Annotated in this window: 17 protein-coding genes; 2 read left to right on the forward strand and 15 right to left on the reverse strand. The window is 55.5% G+C overall.

Going from position 1 to position 18,631, the window contains the following annotated elements:
- Nucleotides 1-86 precede the first annotated feature (86 nt).
- The 12 genes from OSO_RS0130730 to OSO_RS0130785 form a co-directional block, all read right to left on the reverse strand.
- Entirely contained in the window at nt 87-830 is a 744-nt protein-coding gene (locus OSO_RS0130730) for a sterol desaturase family protein (RefSeq protein WP_157605544.1), read from the reverse strand.
- A 24-nt stretch (nt 831-854) separates the two neighbouring features.
- Nucleotides 855-1,520 (reverse strand): hypothetical protein, encoded by a 666-nt coding sequence (locus OSO_RS0130735; RefSeq protein ID WP_010586763.1) that lies wholly within the window; start codon nt 1,518-1,520, stop codon nt 855-857.
- Between the two features lie 36 nt (nt 1,521-1,556).
- The gene (locus OSO_RS45835) at nt 1,557-2,183 is read right to left on the reverse strand and encodes a hypothetical protein (RefSeq protein WP_010586764.1); all 627 of its coding nucleotides are present in this window, start codon (nt 2,181-2,183) and stop codon (nt 1,557-1,559) included.
- Between the two features lie 38 nt (nt 2,184-2,221).
- Nucleotides 2,222-3,016 carry an ABC transporter ATP-binding protein gene (locus OSO_RS0130745; RefSeq protein WP_010586765.1) on the reverse strand — a complete coding sequence of 265 codons (795 nt, stop codon included), beginning with the start codon at nt 3,014-3,016 and terminating at the stop codon, nt 2,222-2,224.
- Nucleotides 3,013-3,870 (reverse strand): ABC transporter permease, encoded by an 858-nt coding sequence (locus OSO_RS0130750; RefSeq protein ID WP_010586766.1) that lies wholly within the window; start codon nt 3,868-3,870, stop codon nt 3,013-3,015. The genes OSO_RS0130745 and OSO_RS0130750 overlap by 4 nt, the downstream gene beginning before the upstream one ends.
- On the reverse strand, nt 3,863-4,732 hold the full coding sequence (locus tag OSO_RS0130755; RefSeq protein ID WP_010586767.1) for an ABC transporter permease family protein: 870 nt from the start codon (nt 4,730-4,732) through the stop codon (nt 3,863-3,865). Before OSO_RS0130755 ends, OSO_RS0130750 begins: the two co-directional genes overlap by 8 nt.
- Nucleotides 4,722-5,966 (reverse strand): ABC transporter substrate-binding protein, encoded by a 1,245-nt coding sequence (locus OSO_RS0130760; protein ID WP_010586768.1) that lies wholly within the window; start codon nt 5,964-5,966, stop codon nt 4,722-4,724. The genes OSO_RS0130755 and OSO_RS0130760 overlap by 11 nt, the downstream gene beginning before the upstream one ends.
- Nucleotides 5,963-6,574, reverse strand: a complete 612-nt coding sequence (locus OSO_RS0130765; protein ID WP_010586769.1) for a CDP-alcohol phosphatidyltransferase family protein — start codon at nt 6,572-6,574, stop codon at nt 5,963-5,965. Before OSO_RS0130765 ends, OSO_RS0130760 begins: the two co-directional genes overlap by 4 nt.
- Nucleotides 6,575-6,576: 2 nt before the next feature.
- Nucleotides 6,577-7,548: a hypothetical protein gene (locus tag OSO_RS0130770; protein WP_157605548.1), complete on the reverse strand. Its 972-nt coding sequence runs from the start codon at nt 7,546-7,548 to the stop codon at nt 6,577-6,579.
- Nucleotides 7,549-7,717: 169 nt separating this feature from the next.
- Nucleotides 7,718-8,341, reverse strand: a complete 624-nt coding sequence (locus OSO_RS48805) for an ArsI/CadI family heavy metal resistance metalloenzyme (protein ID WP_010586771.1) — start codon at nt 8,339-8,341, stop codon at nt 7,718-7,720.
- Between the two features lie 299 nt (nt 8,342-8,640).
- The gene (locus OSO_RS0130780; RefSeq protein ID WP_010586772.1) at nt 8,641-9,042 is read right to left on the reverse strand and encodes a hypothetical protein; all 402 of its coding nucleotides are present in this window, start codon (nt 9,040-9,042) and stop codon (nt 8,641-8,643) included.
- Between the two features lie 20 nt (nt 9,043-9,062).
- Entirely contained in the window at nt 9,063-10,088 is a 1,026-nt protein-coding gene (locus OSO_RS0130785) for a DUF1559 family PulG-like putative transporter (RefSeq protein ID WP_010586773.1), read from the reverse strand.
- A gap of 195 nt (nt 10,089-10,283) precedes the next feature.
- Between OSO_RS0130785 and OSO_RS0130790 the strand changes: the two genes are divergently transcribed.
- Nucleotides 10,284-10,490: a hypothetical protein gene (locus OSO_RS0130790; protein ID WP_157605550.1), complete on the forward strand. Its 207-nt coding sequence runs from the start codon at nt 10,284-10,286 to the stop codon at nt 10,488-10,490.
- A 51-nt stretch (nt 10,491-10,541) separates the two neighbouring features.
- Here the strand turns inward: OSO_RS0130790 and OSO_RS0130795 are convergent, their stop codons facing one another.
- A complete protein-coding gene (locus OSO_RS0130795; RefSeq protein ID WP_010586775.1) occupies nt 10,542-14,153 on the reverse strand; it encodes a secretin N-terminal domain-containing protein in 3,612 nt (1,203 codons plus the stop codon).
- 1,367 nt (nt 14,154-15,520) lie between these two features.
- On the opposite strand from OSO_RS0130795, the gene OSO_RS0130810 reads away from it, so the two are divergent.
- Nucleotides 15,521-16,093 carry a helix-turn-helix domain-containing protein gene (locus OSO_RS0130810; protein ID WP_029247659.1) on the forward strand — a complete coding sequence of 191 codons (573 nt, stop codon included), beginning with the start codon at nt 15,521-15,523 and terminating at the stop codon, nt 16,091-16,093.
- A 266-nt stretch (nt 16,094-16,359) separates the two neighbouring features.
- Here the strand turns inward: OSO_RS0130810 and OSO_RS0130815 are convergent, their stop codons facing one another.
- Nucleotides 16,360-17,292 (reverse strand): bifunctional riboflavin kinase/FAD synthetase, encoded by a 933-nt coding sequence (locus tag OSO_RS0130815; protein ID WP_010586779.1) that lies wholly within the window; start codon nt 17,290-17,292, stop codon nt 16,360-16,362.
- 58 nt (nt 17,293-17,350) lie between these two features.
- Entirely contained in the window at nt 17,351-18,610 is a 1,260-nt protein-coding gene (locus tag OSO_RS0130820) for an FIST signal transduction protein (RefSeq protein ID WP_010586780.1), read from the reverse strand.
- Between the last annotated feature and the right edge of the window lie 21 nt (nt 18,611-18,631).

An 18,631-nucleotide genomic window follows, 5' to 3' on the forward strand; every position in this document is an offset into this window, starting at 1 on the left:
TTTGTTGCTCTACAATAACCGAAGGCACAAGAAGTGTCGCCAAGCGGAGCTTAGCGACAAAGGGCAACGAGCGAATAAGAGAGGGATTAAATCGCCCCGTCATTAATCCCAATCCGCATTCCCTGATGACCTGCGGCGGGCTGCGCTCGGTAGGTCCGCCACAAGAAGTCCCACCAGGAGAGATTGAAACCAAAGTTGTGATTCCCTTCCTGGGAATCAGCGGAGTGATGAACTCGATGCATATCGGGGGTCACCACAATACACCGGAGGACGCGGTCAATCCCAAGTGGCAATTTCGCATTGCTGTGATTGAACATCGCCATCACATTCAACAGGATTTCAAAAAGAACCACTCCCGTCACGGAACAGCCAATCACGAGCACAGCCGCCACTTTGACGAATGCCGACAACAGGATTTCCAGCGTGTGGAACCGCACTGCCGTCGTGACATCCAGATCGACATCTGCGTGATGCAATCGATGAATTCGCCACAGCCACGGCACCGCATGGAAGAGTACGTGCTGAACGTAGATCAAACAATCGAGCACGACAATCCCGAAGGCATCTTTCACTAGGGGCGGCCACGCCAACAAATTCAGGAAGCCCCAACCTCGTTCATTCGCATAGTGGGCCATCGCCACCGCACTGACTGGCAAACAGAGCCTAACCAGCACGGTGTTGAACGCCATCAGCCCCAAGTTCACCGGCCATCGAGTTGACTTTCTCGCCGTCAAAGGACGGCGCGGAGCCGCGATCTCCCACAGCGTCATGGTCATCAGGACACCGAGAAAACAGATGAGTCGCAGTGTCGCTTCCCAAGGTGGTGACATCGTGGTTCTGCCTGCCATTGTCGATCAGTGCGTCGCAGCAGGCCATGAGTTCAAAGCATACGCCGAGCGTGGCACTTCGAACGAACCAGATGGTCGCACTCCGCTAAGCCACGTCGTCAAGTTGTCGACAAAATGATCGAGGTGACGAATTTGCTGAATCCCGTGCTCAACGATCGGATCGAGGGTCGAGACGAAAAGAACACCTCCATACCGCGTCGTCTGCCAAGTAATGGTTTCGCCTTCTGCGTTGCACTGAATCACTTCGGCTTGATCGGGCAACCGCGTGTAGCAACCATGCGTATGCCAGCATGCCTGCCGGGGCTGGAGTCCACGAAACACCGGATGATCGTAGTTCGTCTCGGTCACGGGAGGCTTGGTCGGATCGGTGACCCACCAGTAGTTATTCGTAGGACGATGTTCCCACTGGGCATCGATCCAGCCTGGCGTACTGTCACCAAAGACGGCAATCTTTCGATTCGATGCGAGAAACTGATAGAGCACATCTTGATGCTGCTCGATCGCGGCCTGATGCGACTGAAATGGAATAACGAGTGCATCCAGTCCGCTCAGATCGGCGAAACTAAGATCGTGCACGTAAACCAATTCGTAAAATGGTGAATACTTTGGAGCGGTTGCCATGGCGTACTGCGACCAGACACCGTTGAAGATCAACCCAATTTTCCCAAACATTTCGAAGTCTCCCTCGAGTGAATCAAAACGATCGATTCAGCGATTCGATCGTCGAATGACATGCTGTAGCGCGTTCTTGTAAAGCACCGAAAGGGAGCTCCAAGCCGGATACAACGAGTAATCCCCGACTGGACCGCTGGCGGTGAGAAACATGAATCCATTTGTCGACTCGTCGTCCGCGACGACAAGGCTCCTTCCCCACGTGTCACGAATCAGAACGCTCGTTGGGTCGTCAGATTCGATCGCCCCGCAGGCCCACCAACCCGAGATTCCATGAGCATTGCGATCAAGATCAGTCGGGTCAAAACCAGAGAGCAATCCATGAGGATCGTTCCCGATAAAGTGCCTCACTTCCTTCGTGGGATGAGAATTGTCATGGAACCAACGATGACCTGGCAGCCAATCCGTGAACCAGCCACAGAAGCAGAACACGGATTTGCCTCCATCCAGCATCTGCTTCACTTGATCGCGAATTCTAAGCATCGCCACATGATCGGAACCATTCGGGACGATCAGCAAATCATACGAGCTTAAGTCCGGTTGGAACTGACGACACGTGACCACTCGATCAAACACAATCTCGGCCTGATCCGGATAACCCCGTCCCGAGCCGGTTCCGTTATCGACGATCAATCCTTTTAATGGCATGCGAGTCTTTCTCATTCTGGGCTTCCATCTAATCCTGCCAGCGACTAACGCCTTCACTCACGTTGCGTGGCCGACTTCTGCCAAAATGCGATTTCAGCAGGAATTCCCGTGGCAGGATCGATCATAAACGACCGTCGATCGGGGTAGATCAGCAGGTTGCCCGTCGTCATTCGAGCGAAGCAGTCGCCGACAACCAGTGCTTCTTTCACATCATGCGTCACAAATATCGACGTCAACGAATGCTGACGGCTGAGGCGCGAGAAGAGTTGTTGCATCTGGTTTCGCGACTGGCTGTCGAGACTGCAAAACGGCTCATCCAAAAGCAACAACTGGGGATGGGCGAGGATGGCACGTGCGAACGCGACCCGCTGCTTCTGTCCGCCTGACAACTGCCACTCACGCTTTCGCGCGTGCAAACACAGATCAATCTCTTGCAACATCAAAGTCACCGCGTCTGCCACCTTCTTCGCCGCCATTCGGCGCAGGCGTAACGCAAACGCGATGTTCTCTGTCACATTGAGGTGCTCGAATAGCAACGGCTCCTGGTCCAGATAGATAATTCCTCGATCTCGCGACCCCTGCCTCGCAACGGAGACGGAATTGACCTGGATCTCTCCATTCGTCACGGGGATCAGCCCCGCCAGCGCCCGCATCAGTGTCGTCTTGCCGCATCCCGATTCACCCAAAATGACCAGGGTCTGCCCCGGCATCAGATCAAAACTGAGTGAACGCAAGATCTCTTGCGTTCCGAACCTAACGGACAAGTTCTGCACCCGCATCAGAGGCTGATGAGCAGCAGAATTTGCACTTGATGCGGATGACGCTTGCGCGGTTTCCACAAACGTCATGACGATTGCCTCGTGTCGCCTGGCAACGTCAGGCGTAGAAAGTAAACCGATGTCGTGATGAGAAATCCGAGCAGCGCCGGCGCCAGTAGGATCAGGCTGGCCTGCGCCGCTTGATTGACACTCGCCTCGCGAATATATCCAAACAGCCGCGTTGTGACCGATGGCACATAGCCCCCACCAACGATCGAAACGATCCCATAGTCGAGCCAGGAATATAGAGCCGTTTGTAGAAAGCAAACCAGAATCAAACCCGAGATCTGCGGGAACACGGCGTGGCGCCAGACATCCCACCGACTCCCGCCGAAATTGCTGACAAGTTGCTCCAGCCGTTCGGCACGAGGCGACCAAAGCTCGTAGAAAAAGACTGATGAAAACGACAAGGCGAACACCGTTTGCATCAGAATCACCCCCACCACATTTCCGATCACCCGCATTCGGATCAACAGGTCATACAAACAGATACCTACCACGACCGGCGATATCACGAACGGAAGGTAAATCAGAAAGTGCGCAAATCTCGAACCTGTTCGTCGAACGGCGCGACCGATCAATAATCCCCCCGATACGCTGAACACGCCCACCGTAAGACTCATGACGGCCGAAGTGGCAATCGCGATGAGCATCTGGTCTCGATCCGACAAGAAGTGTCGCCATGCCGCGAGGTCCATCCGATCAGGCAGCAACCGCGGGAATGCCCATCCGCTGCCCAGTGAAATCAACACCATCAGTGCGAATGGCAACAAGATCATCACGAGCAACAACACCGGGATCAGGTAGAACACAATCCGGGTCAGCGTCACATACCAGGTGGGTGCGTTCCGCCGCCGCTCCGAGGTCGGCACAGGTTCATTCATGCGAACGCCTCCACGCGAGCATGAGCTTGACGCCGATTCCCACAAGTAGCACGTAGGTCGTCGCTAGCACGAATGCCTGCGGCCGCTCAAGCAAGTTGAATTGTCCGAATCGTCGCTGAGTCAGGACCGAAAACATCTGCGGCGACTGTCGCCCAAGCAACAACGGAATCTCGTAACTGCCCAAGTTCAGAAGAAATGTCAGAATGATCATCTGCCGACCACGACTGAGTAGCATTGGCAAGCCGATGCGCCACCGCGACCGTGCCTGGCTGGCTCCCAGTGCCTGAGCCAATTGGCAGTAACGATCAATTCGGGCTGTCGTCCAAGTCTTGAGAAAAAACAGCGACAGCAGCGGGATCGCAGTACAGGACTGTGCGACGATGATTCCGATCGCCCACGGATCATTGACCAAGGCTGGAAATTGCGATGGCGAAGTCACCCATCCCGCGTGAAAGCACAATCGTGCGACAAGTCCACCAGGACTCAGAATCTGATACGTCATCACAGCGACCACAGCAGCGGGAGTCGCGAGTGGAATTCCTAGTGTCGCCAGCACAATGAAACTATGACGGGATTGCGGCGCAATCAAGACGATGCCGATCGAAACCGCGACTGCGATCACCGTGACGATTCCGGCAATCAGTGGACTGACGAGAAGGCTCTCTCTCAAGCCACCGACCGTGAACGCCGCATGCCAATGCTTCAGCGTCCATCCCTCGCTCAACGCCCCAATTCCACCCAAGCTGTAGAGCACCGAATATCCGATCACCCAGCACATGGGAAAGACGATCGCGATCACAAGCAGCAACAGTCCGAACCATTGGCCGAGATTGCAACGAATATGGCCGCAGCTAGTTGCCATTTTCGATGATCTCGCGGCGAAAATCAGCGTGCAAACGAACCATCACCTCGGACGCCGGTTCGAGCAGAGCTTTCTGTTCGAGCTCGCTTCGTGGTGCCACTCGGGTTCGGCCATCAATATGCTCGAACTTCTCTTTCCATTCGGCGGGCAAAAGTTCGATGGAAAGCACGGTGCCATCACCCCAGACGGCCGGCAATGCCTTTCGCAGTTGCGCGTCCGGGGAAATCATAAAGTTGGCCACCACGAGCGTACCTGCAATATTCGCGGCGTTGAACGGAATCCCCAAGTAATGCGAATTGCGAATCGTGCCCGAATCCAGAACATACGCCCGCGCGGTCTCGGGCAGCACGCCTTGAAGAACCTTATTGTCTACTTCTCCATCATTGTTGCTCATCGTGAAGTCGACTTCACTGTTGCTGAATAGCTGATGCAGTTGCGAGACGCTTTCAGGGTATGTTTGGCCCTCGCGCCACAGGAATGGTTTGACGTCGATCAGCCAGTCCCACAATTTCCGCGACGACGACGCGTAAACCTCTTCATTGAACGGACCGTTGAGCGACTGCGGCCCACCTGCGAACTGATAGAGTAGCGACTTGAGGAACGTCATTCCCGTAAAACTGTTGTCAAAGGTGAATCGACCGGGATGCGATTTGATCCAGGACGCCAGCGCATCGATCGTGAGCGGCGGTTCACCGACGGTGCTACGATTGTAGATCAATGCCAGTTGGACGTTCCCCCAGGGACATTCAAACCCTTCGACAACGTGTTGAAAATCGATCGCGACGAACGGATTGTTCCAGTCGATAGAGCGGTTGTTGGGCAATCGATCCGTGAATGGCCCGTACAGCCCGTCCATCTTCCGCAATTGATAGAATGTTTCACCATTGATCCACATCAGATCAATGTCACCCTGCACGCGCTCCGCTTCTTTGTCGACCAGCAATTTGCTGACGATATTCTGCCCCTGCCCGCCGATCAGCTTCAGGGTGACATCAAACTGTTGTTTTAACTCGGGAATGACGTAATCCCGCATGTAGGCATTGATCATCGGATCGCCGTCCCACATCGACAGTCGGACGGTTTGACCACGTGCTTGCGTTAAAATCTGGTCCCAGCTCGCATCAGCAGCGACCGGAGCATCCACACGCTTCGATTCGCAACCATTCGAACAGCACAGACTCGCGCACAAAAGAAAGATCAACGCGAATGAATGAAAGAAACGGCCAGCCATCATGGCGTACCTCGAAAAACCAGAACACCCGTCACGATTCGAATCAGAATCGTGAGCCAGCAAAGGACGCCGAAGGTCCAGGCTAGCACCGCAAAATGCGTCGGGAGCACACAGAACAGAACGAAGAAGATGACCGTCTCGGTCCCTTCCATGAGGCCGATCGAATAGAAGAACGATTTTTTCTTTTCGGCATCACTGGTCACACCGCGCTTGGCGGAAATCACGGCATACGTCAGAAACGAACCGGTTGTTCCCATAAAGCTATAGATCAGGAAACATGCGGGCAGCAGCAATGCCGGATCGGCCACTGCAAAACTAAACGGAACGCCTCCGTAGAACAAAATATCAAGCACGAAATCAAGAAATCCGCCGACGTCAGACGATCCATTGCGACGGGCGACCATCCCGTCCAATCCGTCTGCCAGACGGTTGGCAAGAATCAGCCCTAACCCCACGAGAGGCTGGTTCGATGCAATCGCCAAGCATCCCAACATGCCAAGCACAAAACCAATGACGGTGATCGCATCGGCGGGAATCCGGGCGGCGGCGAGCATTCCCGCCAGCAGATCCAACCAGGGATCGATCAACCGGCGAACGGGACGATCCAGCATGACTAGAACCTCGCTCGTTCTTCGTCCGGCAATCCGCGCTGCGCGCGTCGCGCAATCTGATCGGCATACACATCACGCCGGTCGATGAAGAACATTCCGCCCTTGCGTCCGCGCATTCTGATTCGGTAATAACTACCCCATGCCAGTAGCTTTTCGGGCCAGATCGCGTACTCGCGACCTTGATCGTATGGGCCACTTTGGAAATAGTGCCCATGACCAATGGGAGGACGTGCCACAGCGTCAGCGCCCCCTGATTTCTTCAATGCATACACGTCGTCGGACCAATACCCGGTGATCAAATTCGCCGCCGGAAATGGAGCGGAGTTGCCCCATAAGACATGGGCCTGTGGACCGTTCGGATTACAGAACCAGCGAAAATGCGTCCGCATGCAACAGGACAGATACGCGTACTCGCGCGGGTCATAATCACGATCGCGCAACATGAACAAGACTTCTCGACGTTCCGCCTTGACGAATCGCGCCAGCTCGCGGCGGAAGGCAGGATCGTTGATGTGCCGATAGGCGTCCTGCAAATCATTCAGCAGAATGATCCCGCTGTTGAAGTGCGAGCTGCCGTGCATGTAGTTGATGCAATGCGGCATTCGCCGCGCAGGCCCGATGGGAACTTCGGGCACGATTGCCGATTGTCGAACGCGCTGCGCAAGAAACCGTCCATTGGCCAGTAGCACAGTCTCATCCGAGATATTCGCCAAGTGCTCGGCGGGCGGCGATCTGTAAATCAGATTATCGCGCCAGATCAGTTCGCCCGTATGCGGACTGACGCCTGTGACCCAAGGATGATCGACGTTCACCAAGCCGGCAGCCAACGGCCGGAAACGCAGAATGTCGAGCACGCGGAGGATGTCGCTGCCATTCCGAAACATCTGCCCGCTCCAATGCAGCGGTAGCGTCAGCCAATAGGCTACAGACTCGTCGAACAGGCCCGTGGAAGGCACATGTGAGCGTCGCCTCAATGGACTACGTTCATATGCTAAAGAAGCATTTTCTCTTCGACAGCTCTCAAGCTGCGAATTGTCGAGAAGTTCGCCGCCCGCCGACTGAATCATTCGCTTACTCACAAGATCTTACGATGATGAGACTATACGAGTCAGAAACGCCGAGTTTCACAGGCAAATGAGGACCTCAGGAATTCGCAGTAGGCGACGGAACCTGGCAAGTGTCTGCAGGAATGGGTGATTCGAATTCGACCGCACTTTGATCCGACAGATGTTTGGGACCAAACGCGTTGTTCCACCATCGACTGAGCATTCCACGAATGCCGAACGCCTTCAGCGGCGCAGACCAGAGTTTGACTTTGTTGTGCTTTTCGCCCCAATCTGGAACGTCGTTGTGGAAAACATAGACTTCCCACAATGTTCCATCGGGATCGGTGATCCAGAGCTTCGACTGATGCGCATAACAGCACTGCACATCATCTTGCCGACCAATTCTCGCGTTGACCGACTTCATGCGGGCAAGCACTGCTTCAAGATTTTCGAGCGACGTCAGCCGCAGCCCAAGATGATTGAGAGGCCCGCCCGTACAGGCCCGTTTGGGCTTCAATGAAAGCACGAGTGGTGGTTCGTTAAGCTCAAACTTAGCGTAGTCCTCATACCATTTGACGGGCGACTCACCAAACAATGCCGCATAAAACGGAACGGAACGATTAAGATCCGAAACATTCAGGCTCGCATGAAACTTGACCTGCGAAATCGCCTCGACTGGAGTTCGATTCAAGATCGTCGTATCACAAGTCTGAACGGTCATTTGTCGCTCTCCGATCAACATCTTGGCTGGGGCACCGAATACTTTAGACAGCGGATACCATTAATCAAACCCTAGCGAGCGAATCCTGAATCAACCATAGTCTACGGCTCGATTTCAAAACCGGCGCTGGTATCTGATGTCAACTTGAGAAACCACGTGCCGCCGCGCCCGCACCACCCCCACGTGCGATTGGCCGCCCCCTCTAAACGTTCGCGGATACGACCTGATTCAAGAATTCGAACAAAGTCGCGATAGCGTGAGTTCGGAGGTCAACTCGCGGGTAGAACAACGTGCGCACGTTATTGCGCCTCGAGGATGATGTTCTTATCGCCAGTCTCGGGAATTTCAATCTCCCAAGGCGTCTTTTTAGGATCGCCGTATTGCGGCAACTTAATTGCGTTGGCCAAGGGAGGATTCAAACAGACCTTGTATTTCCCTGGGGAAACTCCATCACCGAATGGATAGGTCTTCATGATAAAGCTGCCGTTGACTTGCAGCAGACTCGAGGGCCTATCGTTCTGATAGTCAACACTCTTATCGGGAAAGAAAATGATCGACCCCGCAGTCAGCGGCTCGCCTTTGAACATCACTTCGCCGATCGCTGGCACAAGAACGGGGCGGCCCGATTTCCCACAGCCGCCCGTGTTGATTGCCAGAACTACGATCAGGATCGCTCCCCATCGAGATAGCATCGTTGCCATAAAACGACTTCCACCTAACGTCACTCAGAAATGACTTGACCATCAGCCGGTTGAATCATGTAGGCCAGAACGGTCGTGCTCATCGAATAGCTCAACGTTCTTACGCTGCCATCACTGAATGCAAGTTGGCAAGCACCCGGATCTGGAGAGCCCCAATTTCCTCCACCGCACCCGCTATTCGCGGGAACAATGACGGTGATATCTGATGCCTTGTTCGGGAACGAATTCAGAACACCGTCCGAATACATTTCATTGCCGCAACGGCCCGATCCTCCGGTTCCACCAAGAATCCAAGGCTCGTCCCAATAAAAGCCGTTCCCTTGCCATCCCCGAGCGGCCATCGCCTTCTCTCCGAACATCACCGTATTCGACGTTCCATCCGTGATCTCTCGAAGGAAGAGCGGTTTTCCCCAGTTGGATCCGTAGGTGGTCTTGAACACCTGATCGTTGGCCGCGTAATCCGATCGTGCAGCCGCCGTCACACCTGGAGCTGAATAGCTCCAACCAGGGTAAAAAGGATCTGTGGCTGGGATGGGAAAAGCACCCGATCGGCGTGATGGCATGCTAAAGACGGGCAACGCTGTCGACATACATTTCAACGGATCGTTGAATAAGGCAGTTTGTTCGAGGTACGGTAACAGTGAGTAGAACGCCGAACCAAGTTGATACTTTGGCTCATCGGATGGGTCACCCCAGCTTGGACTGTAGCTGAAGGTAGGGGCCGTCGTTGTTACCAGCGGCATCGTCGTCACGGCACCGTTGACCTGCGAGACACTTGGAACTGTATGCGTCGGGCTATCGTAACCGCCGCCGGTGGGAAGATGGCCGAAAGTCTGTTCGAAGTTAAAGGCCGCCAAGGCGAGATTATGAAGATTGTTTCGTGATTGCGTTCGATATGCCGCTTGTCGTGCCTGCTGGACGGCCGGCAGCAACAATGCGATGAGAACTGCGATAATGGCAATGACGACCAGCAGTTCGATGAGCGTGAAGCCCGCACGACGCGGATGTTCAATCGCGGACACCTGACAGGATGATCTACGAATCATTCAAGATCCCTCGACGGCCTATGTTCCGACACACAATCTAAAGCCGCTCGCGGCTTGGCCCAAAACTCTAACATTCTAAAGAACATCAGAGCATAGATTCGCGCGTCGATGAATTCAAGTCGCCTACGAAAGAGTCCTGACACCCGATTTCGGTTTGTGCCACATCTCTCAGAAGTCACAGTCAAGGGGTTCAGAATGGCTTCGCAGCTCAACCTCGAACAGTTGCTGCGAAGCACGACTGAAGGCAAATTGACGCCACACAATATGGATTGCCGGCCTATGGCCGTCGCACATTGGGAGTTCTGTTCGCTCACACTCAATGGATCGACCGAGTTTACGCATCAGGCTGCCAAGCGGTACGGCAATCACGATCGCCAATCCACGGCGAATGACTCTCCGTAGTCCGCGGCAATGTCACACGACGATTCTGTGATCCTCGTGGAGTTGGAAAACTCAGTTACCGCGTCGGCCACCACTATTTTGACCGTTGCCGCCCGATCCGCCGCGACCACCGAATCGTCCGCCGCCGGACTGGCCGCCGTTTTGTTCCATCATGCGTTGGATCATTCGTGGGTCGCGGGTCGCATCCGGTGCGACATTCTGCCCGGGTGTCGGATTTGTTCCGTCGGGCTTCGTTGTTCGCTTGGAACGTGTGGCACCGACAGTGACTCGCGGCAGGAGTGACGTCAACGTGGATTGCACTACGGCGGGGTCCGCCGTTTTGAGTGGCACAATGCGGACAGTGCGATGGGCTTCTTTTGCACGCTCGTCGATAGCTTGAACCATCAGTTCGACGCGTTGAAACATGACTTCATTGCATGAGACGATCAAGTGGCTGGTCCGCTTGTCGACACCCAGAGACAGTTCGGCGCCCTGTGGCTTCTTGGCACCTTGCTGTTGTGCTCCGCGATTCCCACCGAACATCATCGCCAGTGGATTGAACTGCTGATTCCCCTGTTGTTGGGGCTCCGCCGTCATGGAGTCTTTGAAGACACTCTCGATGATCTCGGCAACCTCGTCGACGTCGGCATATTCCACGGGAATCGTACGCGGAAAACGATCGCGCATAGTTCCCGGTACTTCGCTGGCGTCCAGCAACTCCAACATCGCCTCGACGTCCTGAACAACCGCCGGCGCGCCGGTCACGAACAAGGCATTTGAACGGACGTCCGTGATGATTCGCAAATTCTGGGCAGTTCCCAATGTCTGCGTCAGACCGGTCGCATTCATCATGCTACGCCCAAACCCAGAAAAGCCGCTGGAAAATCCACCAAAGAAACTGTTGTCGTTCCCAACAGGAGTTGTAGTGACCGAGCTTTGCGGAAATAGTCGCTCGATCATCTGCGCGGCTTCCGTCGCATCGGCGGTCCGTAGATAAAAGACAGTCCACTGGGGACGCTGTGGAATCGCAGTGATGACAGCGGTGATCAAGGCTTCTAACTGATCGAGCGCCTTGGTATCGGGAGAGGTTAGTACCAGTTCGTTCCCTAAAACGGTGACTCCAATCGCATCGGGATTGTCAGCGGCCTTTGACTGATCCGCGAGAGGATGATTCGCCTCGTTCTTCTCGACCGGCACAGACTGATCCGTCACCGACTGGTCGAGCGTCGCCGCGGCAGGCTTCACCTCAGGCTGATCGTCATTCACCGCTCGACTGTCCCGTTTCTCGGCCGCCGGTTCGGAGGCCTCTTCCACCGTCGTCTGCGTCGCCGGGACCACTGTCAGCCGCCTTGGAAGTATGCGTGTCGTTGCCGAACGTGGCGTCGCCGGTGGATTCGGAGCTCGTTCGACCTCAATCCCTGACGGACCATTGCCCCCACGTCGAAATTCCGTTCCAGTCGATTTTCCATTCTCGGATCGTGCCGGGGCCCGCCGCGATGGTCGAACCGGCGTCCCTTCATCCGCGTTCGGGTCGCTGAACTGCGGTCTGGCACCGGGAACGCGACGATCTTTGATCGGATTGTTTCGGGAAGGAATCACGACTCGAATCGGACTATGTCCGGCTGCTCCCCACGACCGTTCAACCAGCTTCAGGATCTCGTCGGGATCGTGGTTCCCCAGGTTGAGCGTGCGAGACGTGCTGAGGTCGCGCTCTCCGTCGGCGGCTTCACCAAATCCATGTTCGCCAAGATCTCGAAGCAAAGCCTTCACTTGAATCAACTGCTCTGCGGTTCCACGAACCAGCAAGCGACGGCCATTCACATCTGCCTCAATGGACGGCGCTTTCGTCGCATCGTTGGCGAACAGATTTTTCAACGAGCTTTGCACCATCAAGGGATCTGAGCGAAGTGGAATCACAGCGACGGAACTGCTGGCATCGCCCGACGCTTTGAGCAGCCGCTGAATTTCGGTGTGATCTTCTTTCGTTCCCTGGACGAAGATCTTTCCGGCGCGTGCATCGTCGCCAACGACAACGCCGGGAATCACGTTATTCAGCATGCGGGACATGGCGGCAGAATCACCGCCCGCGACAGAATAGGCTTCGAAATAGACTGGATTGTTTCTGACTTCCAGCAGGCGACCGGAGGCATCGGTATTGGTGTCGAGCTTTGTCACCAACTCTTCGACCACTTTCAGTAGCGGTGCCGATGCGGTGACCAGCAGGATATTCAATCGGGTGTCGGCCGCAACCTGGATCTTGCCCGTGAACGGTGAGGGCGGGTTCGCAGCCGTGGGTGCTGCGGGAGCCGCCGGTTGGTTCGGAGCGCCATTTCCATCACCGCCATCTCCCCCTCGCCCGCGGAATCCTTCACGTCCAAATCCGCCCGGCCAACCTCCGCCCCCCCGACCGGGAAACTGTCCCGGCGCAGGCTGAGCGGCCGTGGAGACGGTCGGATTCAGTCCGAACAACCGTCGAACGGTCCGCTCGGCTTCGGCCGCCGTGATATGCGTCAACGGAATCGCACGGAATGCGGTCTCGCGATTGTCGATCGGTTTGCTGGCTTTCAGCAATTCCACAACTCGTCGAAGATTGCTGCCGATGTCGGTCAAGACCAATGAATTGGTGCTCTTGAGTGCCGAGGCTTTTCCCTGAGGCCCCAGGAGCGCGCTGACTTCGGTCACCATACTCGTCGCGTCAACACCTTCGAGTGGAAGAATCAGACTGAGCAATTCATTTTTGCCGCGTTGCAGCAGTTCTTCGGCCGTAACGTTCGGAACGACGTTCGGCGGAATGGGATCGGCAATGTTGAGGCAGACGAGAAACCGATCACGCCGGACCAGGACATACCCCTTCATCAACAGGTAGCCGTTCAGAATATCCAGGGCTTCGGTCATCGTGTATTGCTGATCGTCCCAATAGTTGAATGTGCCGGGAGGCACTTCGTTGAGATCGAGCGACAGATCATTCACGTCCGCGAACAATTTCAGGACGTCCGCCCAGGCAGCGTAACGGAAGTTGAAGGATAACTTTGGCTGCTCTTTGATGGGCGTGACAGCGGACGCATCCTTCACGGCCTCTTTGACCACTTCGGGTTTGTCTGCCGACGCCGGGACGGTGGCCCCGAAAGAGATGATTGTGATGGCCCCTTCGGGAGGCTTTTCTTCGAAGACGGTCCGCTTCGTCTCGGCCTGCGGAGTCTGTACAGCCGTTTCCGGTCCGATCGGGACCGCAGGTGTCCCGTTCTTTGGGGGGGCCGCAGCGGGGCGTTGATCGGCAGAATCTGCGTTTGCCTTCGCTTGCTCCGCCTTGATCTCTTCCAGACGCTTTTGCCAGGTCGCTTTCTGTTCGTCCGTCAGCAGGTGGATCGCTTTTTCGTCAAGCTCTTTGCGGGCGGCAGCGTACTCATCGGGGCTATTTTCGAACTTTCGGCGAAGGTCGATCGACTCCCGACGGAATTCCTCCAATTGTTTGCTCTGATCCTCTGTCAGCTTCAAGCTCGGAGTAAACGACTGATCGCGATAGGCCGTAAGGAAGCTGGTAGGGTCACCTCGTCGGCGGCCGCCTCGTCGGCGATCGTCATTCCCCCCTGGTTGGGCCCAGGCGAGATCACAGGTGAACAGGCACGTCAGCACAATCAGACTGAGTGTTTTCCAATGATTGCGTGAGAAGAGATTTGTTCTCATGTCGATTCCTCAGCCGTCACTCAGGTTGGACGTGCGAATTGCCATCATCCCGAAAGAATAAACGGTCGGATTCCGTTGAAACATCGATATCCGTGATGTCGTCGCTACAACCGATGCGATTAGGCGCGTTCAAGCCCCACAAATCGTCAGGATACGCTGAAAGAAAGCGTGTCCCTATGCTATTTGGCAAATTCAGGTGGATTTCACGCAGGCGAGATTCAGTTTCGATTGCGTTACCGCGACCGAGACGCCGCGCGCATGGCGCTTTCACAGATTTGCGTCACATCTAACGGCGTTGAATCGTTTATTTGGACCGTCGCCCGGGATCAACTCTTGGAGTTGTCGGACGGACATCGAAACCAGGTCAAAGGATTCTCTCGAATGCGTATTTCGGGAGTTCCATTAAAGAAACCGTGGGCTGTCGATCTGCTCAACACCGACGACGCAGGGGCTCGTCCGACCGTAGGCGCCGCGTACTCTTCTATATGCATTGCGGCCATGCCCCAATCAGCCTGTTGAAATCAGGGGGACCAGCGTGAGGTCCACGTTGTCATGGCATTCTTGAATCTGTAAGGCAACTGTTCCCCGTTATTTCAACAGAATTCAATCGCTTTCTCGTAAGGGACGTGATTGGCAATCCACGCGAACGATTTCCGCCAATGCGAGAGGGATTCACTCAAGAAGTCTGTGAAAACAGGATTGTTCATGAGAACACAACCTCTTGATGCACAGCCGTCGAGTTGGCCATCACCTTGGTTCGGTCACAATTCGTATTGTCGACGGGATGCGTTTTCCAGGCGCTACCGGAGACGGCGGCAATTTCGGTAATCCAACGTGAGTTTGCAGAGAAACGGCGGCGACTGGACAGGGAAAATGAAGTTCGCCGACAGGATCGCGCAGTTCTTCGACAAAACGTGTCAAGAGCGAATCCTGAAAAGACGATTCAAATAGCTAGACGGTTTGCAGCGGTGCGAACGACGAAACTCTGGATGGCGATTGATCCGGAGTTTGCGAGTTGCACAGCGGAAACGTCTGGGGGGCAGGACAATCAGGTTTTTCTCAACACAGAGTTAAGGCTCTGCGAAAGGGAACGTGTATTCCCTCCCTCCACGGGTGTGTCGACCAGGGATCAAGTCGATGTGCCCGCCGATGCCCGACACGTTAAGACTTTTTTTGAGTGAGCGACGACTTTAATAGGATGAGTCGTTTCCCACGTGAAGAAAGACACCGACTCCGAGCAATCGGCGGTCTTTTCGAAGAGATTAACACTTCGACGAAGAGACCTCGTCAACACGTTTGAGGGTGAAGATCCGGAGGGTCGCGACGCCCTTCTGTGTGAGAACTATCTAGTGATTGGAGAGCCCGCGATGAGAACGATCTTCACTACTGGACAGGTAGCAAAGATCTGCAAGGTTGCACCCCGCACGGTTAGCAAATGGTTCGACTCGGGACGTCTGCGAGGCTACCGCATTCCCGGGTCACAGGACCGGCGCATCCCACGCGAGCACTTGATTCGGTTCCTTAAGGAACACGGGATGCCACTGGGCGAACTGGAAGACGAAGCGATGGGCAAATTGCTCCTCGTCGGAGTCGATCCAAATGTTCGCAGCCAGATCCTGGAATTGATGCCTCCCGAGGATTACAAAATCGAATCCGCCGCCAGTGGATTCGAGGCCGGTATCCAGGCAGAATCATTGCATCCCGATTGCGTGGTGATTGATTTTGGCATGGGTCGGCATGAAGCGACGTTGATTGCGCAAAACCTGCGTAAAAACAACGAATACGCGGACGCCGTGCTCGTGGCACTTCTGACCGATGACGACACAGCCAGTGGTTTTGACCGCACCCCGTTCAACGAGACCTTCCGCAAGCCATTCGACTCAGCTTTGCTGGCCGAACGCATTCGGACCCTCGTCGGTCGGAAAAAACAATTGGCTTGAAGAACATAGATGAATCGTCCGGAGAACGATCTGTTGTGACCAGGGACGGGTCCGCAGCAGGTTCGCGTTGCCAGACTGATGAGCGGCAGGCGTCGATGATCGGCCCCTGCCGCTTTTTTCGTTTTCACATTTTCTGAAACTGGCTCGCGACACCGGCGGCAGGCCAACAGCACCTGGCCAGACAGCCCCGGGATGTCGCAGCGGCCCCGCGCACGCGTGTATTGGTACCGGCCGCGTTATCGCACATTTGCAGCAACCATTCGTCGCTATTGCCGCCCGCTGGTCGACACGACCGATCTGACCGCGGCGACATCGCGCTGCAGTTGTTCCACCAGATCCCTGACCGACGGAAATTTCTTTACGTCACGCAGCCGTGACACAAAATCGACATTCAGCGTCTGATCGTACAAGTTGCCCGTGTAGTCCAGCAGGTGGACTTCGACTTTCTTGGCGGATTCTCCAAATGTCGGATTCGGACCGATGTTCACCGCGGCAGGGTACTGGATCCCCCCGACCATCGTGACAGCGACATAGACCCCGTGTCCGGGAATCAGGTTCGCACAGTCCACAAGATTCGCCGTAGGAAAGCCCAGTGTTCGCCCGCGTTCGGCTCCATGCCCCACCTTCCCTGTCAGTCGATAGGGGTGCCCCAGCAGACCGACTGATTCGGTGATGTCACCCGCATCGATCAATGACCGGATGACACTGGATGAAACGAGTTGCTGATCGACGATGACCGGTTGGATCACATCGAGAGTCAATTGATGAGCGGTACAGAACTGTCGCAAGACGGTGATGCTGCCCGCGCGGTTTCTGCCAAAGAAGAAATTAGGACCTTCGACCAGACCGCGTGCCTGAAGTTCCGTCCGGATGATCGTGTGGAAAAAGTCTTCCGCCGTCATTGTCAGGAACCGCGGTGTCGTGGGCAGCACGATCACACAATCGACACCGAACTTTTGCAGGAGCTCGGCACGATGCTCGATGGTGGTCAGACGCGGTGGTATTGCATCGGGCCGCAACAGTTCGATCGGATGGGGATCGAACGTCAGCGCCACCGCGGGCACCTGTTGCGCGCGAGCGCGGGCGACCAGAGTGGACAGCATCGACTGGTGGCCACAATGGACCCCGTCGAAGTTTCCGATGGACACAAAACCGTCGCGGTACGACGCGGGAGACTCAAACCCGTGCAGCACGGTCATTGAGGGCTGACTTTCCAAATCGACGAGCCGCTTCGGGCGACTCGTATGACGTTCAGGCTCACGCCATTTCCTCTTCAAACAAGGCAAGGCTGGCGGTGAACCCGTGAATATAGTTCTTACCACCGACAGGCCCAAGTTCTCCCTGGGCAAAAATCCCCACAAGCGGCATCGGCCCCAGTTGTGCTTGAATCAGACTGGCATCATGGTTCGGCTGGGAAAACATGCGCGTCCCGCGACCATTGCAACTGAATAGCAGACCGGCAGCGGGCAGTCGAGGAGACTCGGACAAATGCCGTTCGAGTAACCGCTTCAGGTCGGCATCCGCCGTTTCCCCATCGCGAATCTGGAACTGCACGGTCTGACCGACTCGAATCGTGCCGCCGGCTTTCAGCGCACCGGATTTCTTGTCGACGCCCATGACATTCAGAATCAGGAAGTCGCCGCGATGAAACGTTTCTTGATACTCGTTCAGCGCAATACCGATATGCACGCCCCCCTCTACCAGTTTCTGGTCTCGAGGCGGAAGCATGTGGTAAAGCTCTTGCAACCGCTGCATGGGCGAAGAACCGCCCATCTCGTACACAACATTGCGTTCGGCTTTGGTGACAACAAATGGCGCACCAATTGGACGGCACCCCTGCGAGACGACCGTTCGAATCCGTGGCCCACCCCGGATGACGACCCCAATCGCACCGCGGTCAATCTCGCGATCATTCAAAAACAACCGATTTTCCCCGGGATTGCCCCCACTGGCCATACCGCCCACCACGGGGATATCAGGCAACTCGTCAGCCAGAAGATCCAGGACCGATTGTGGGACCGAACTGAACGGTTCACCCAACAGCAGTACCGCACGTGTTTCCGACGTCGCCGAGGTCAGATCGTCGGGAAGTCCGCCGCACATCACTCCGTCGGGCGTATTCTCGAACTCAAGCTGAAACGGCAGCAGATCGGCGCCCGACAGGACACCGCTTAACAAAGAAATTGCGGGACCGTCTTCATGTTCGCGAGCCCCCCCGATGACGGTTTCGCCCGTACAACCCAGAACCAACCCGCCGCCAAGACGTTCGCGAACCGTGGCTGCCAGAGTCGCGAATTCACTCGCGTGATGGTGCGTCACAAACACCAGCGTCAAATCGGGAACGCATCCCAATTCATCAGCGATGACCTGAGTCGTCTCTTGAATCGCAACTTTCAGATTCGACTTGTCAGACACTGCAGCGGCAAACGGCATTTCCTGATCCGATCCATCGACAAAAAATACGGATTCCTTATCTCCTGGCCCGATCCGAACCAGCGACACTAACGAGAACAGCATCCGACGTTCAAGGGACCCGCG

Source organism: Schlesneria paludicola DSM 18645, from assembly GCF_000255655.1.
Taxonomy (GTDB): domain Bacteria; phylum Planctomycetota; class Planctomycetia; order Planctomycetales; family Planctomycetaceae; genus Schlesneria; species Schlesneria paludicola.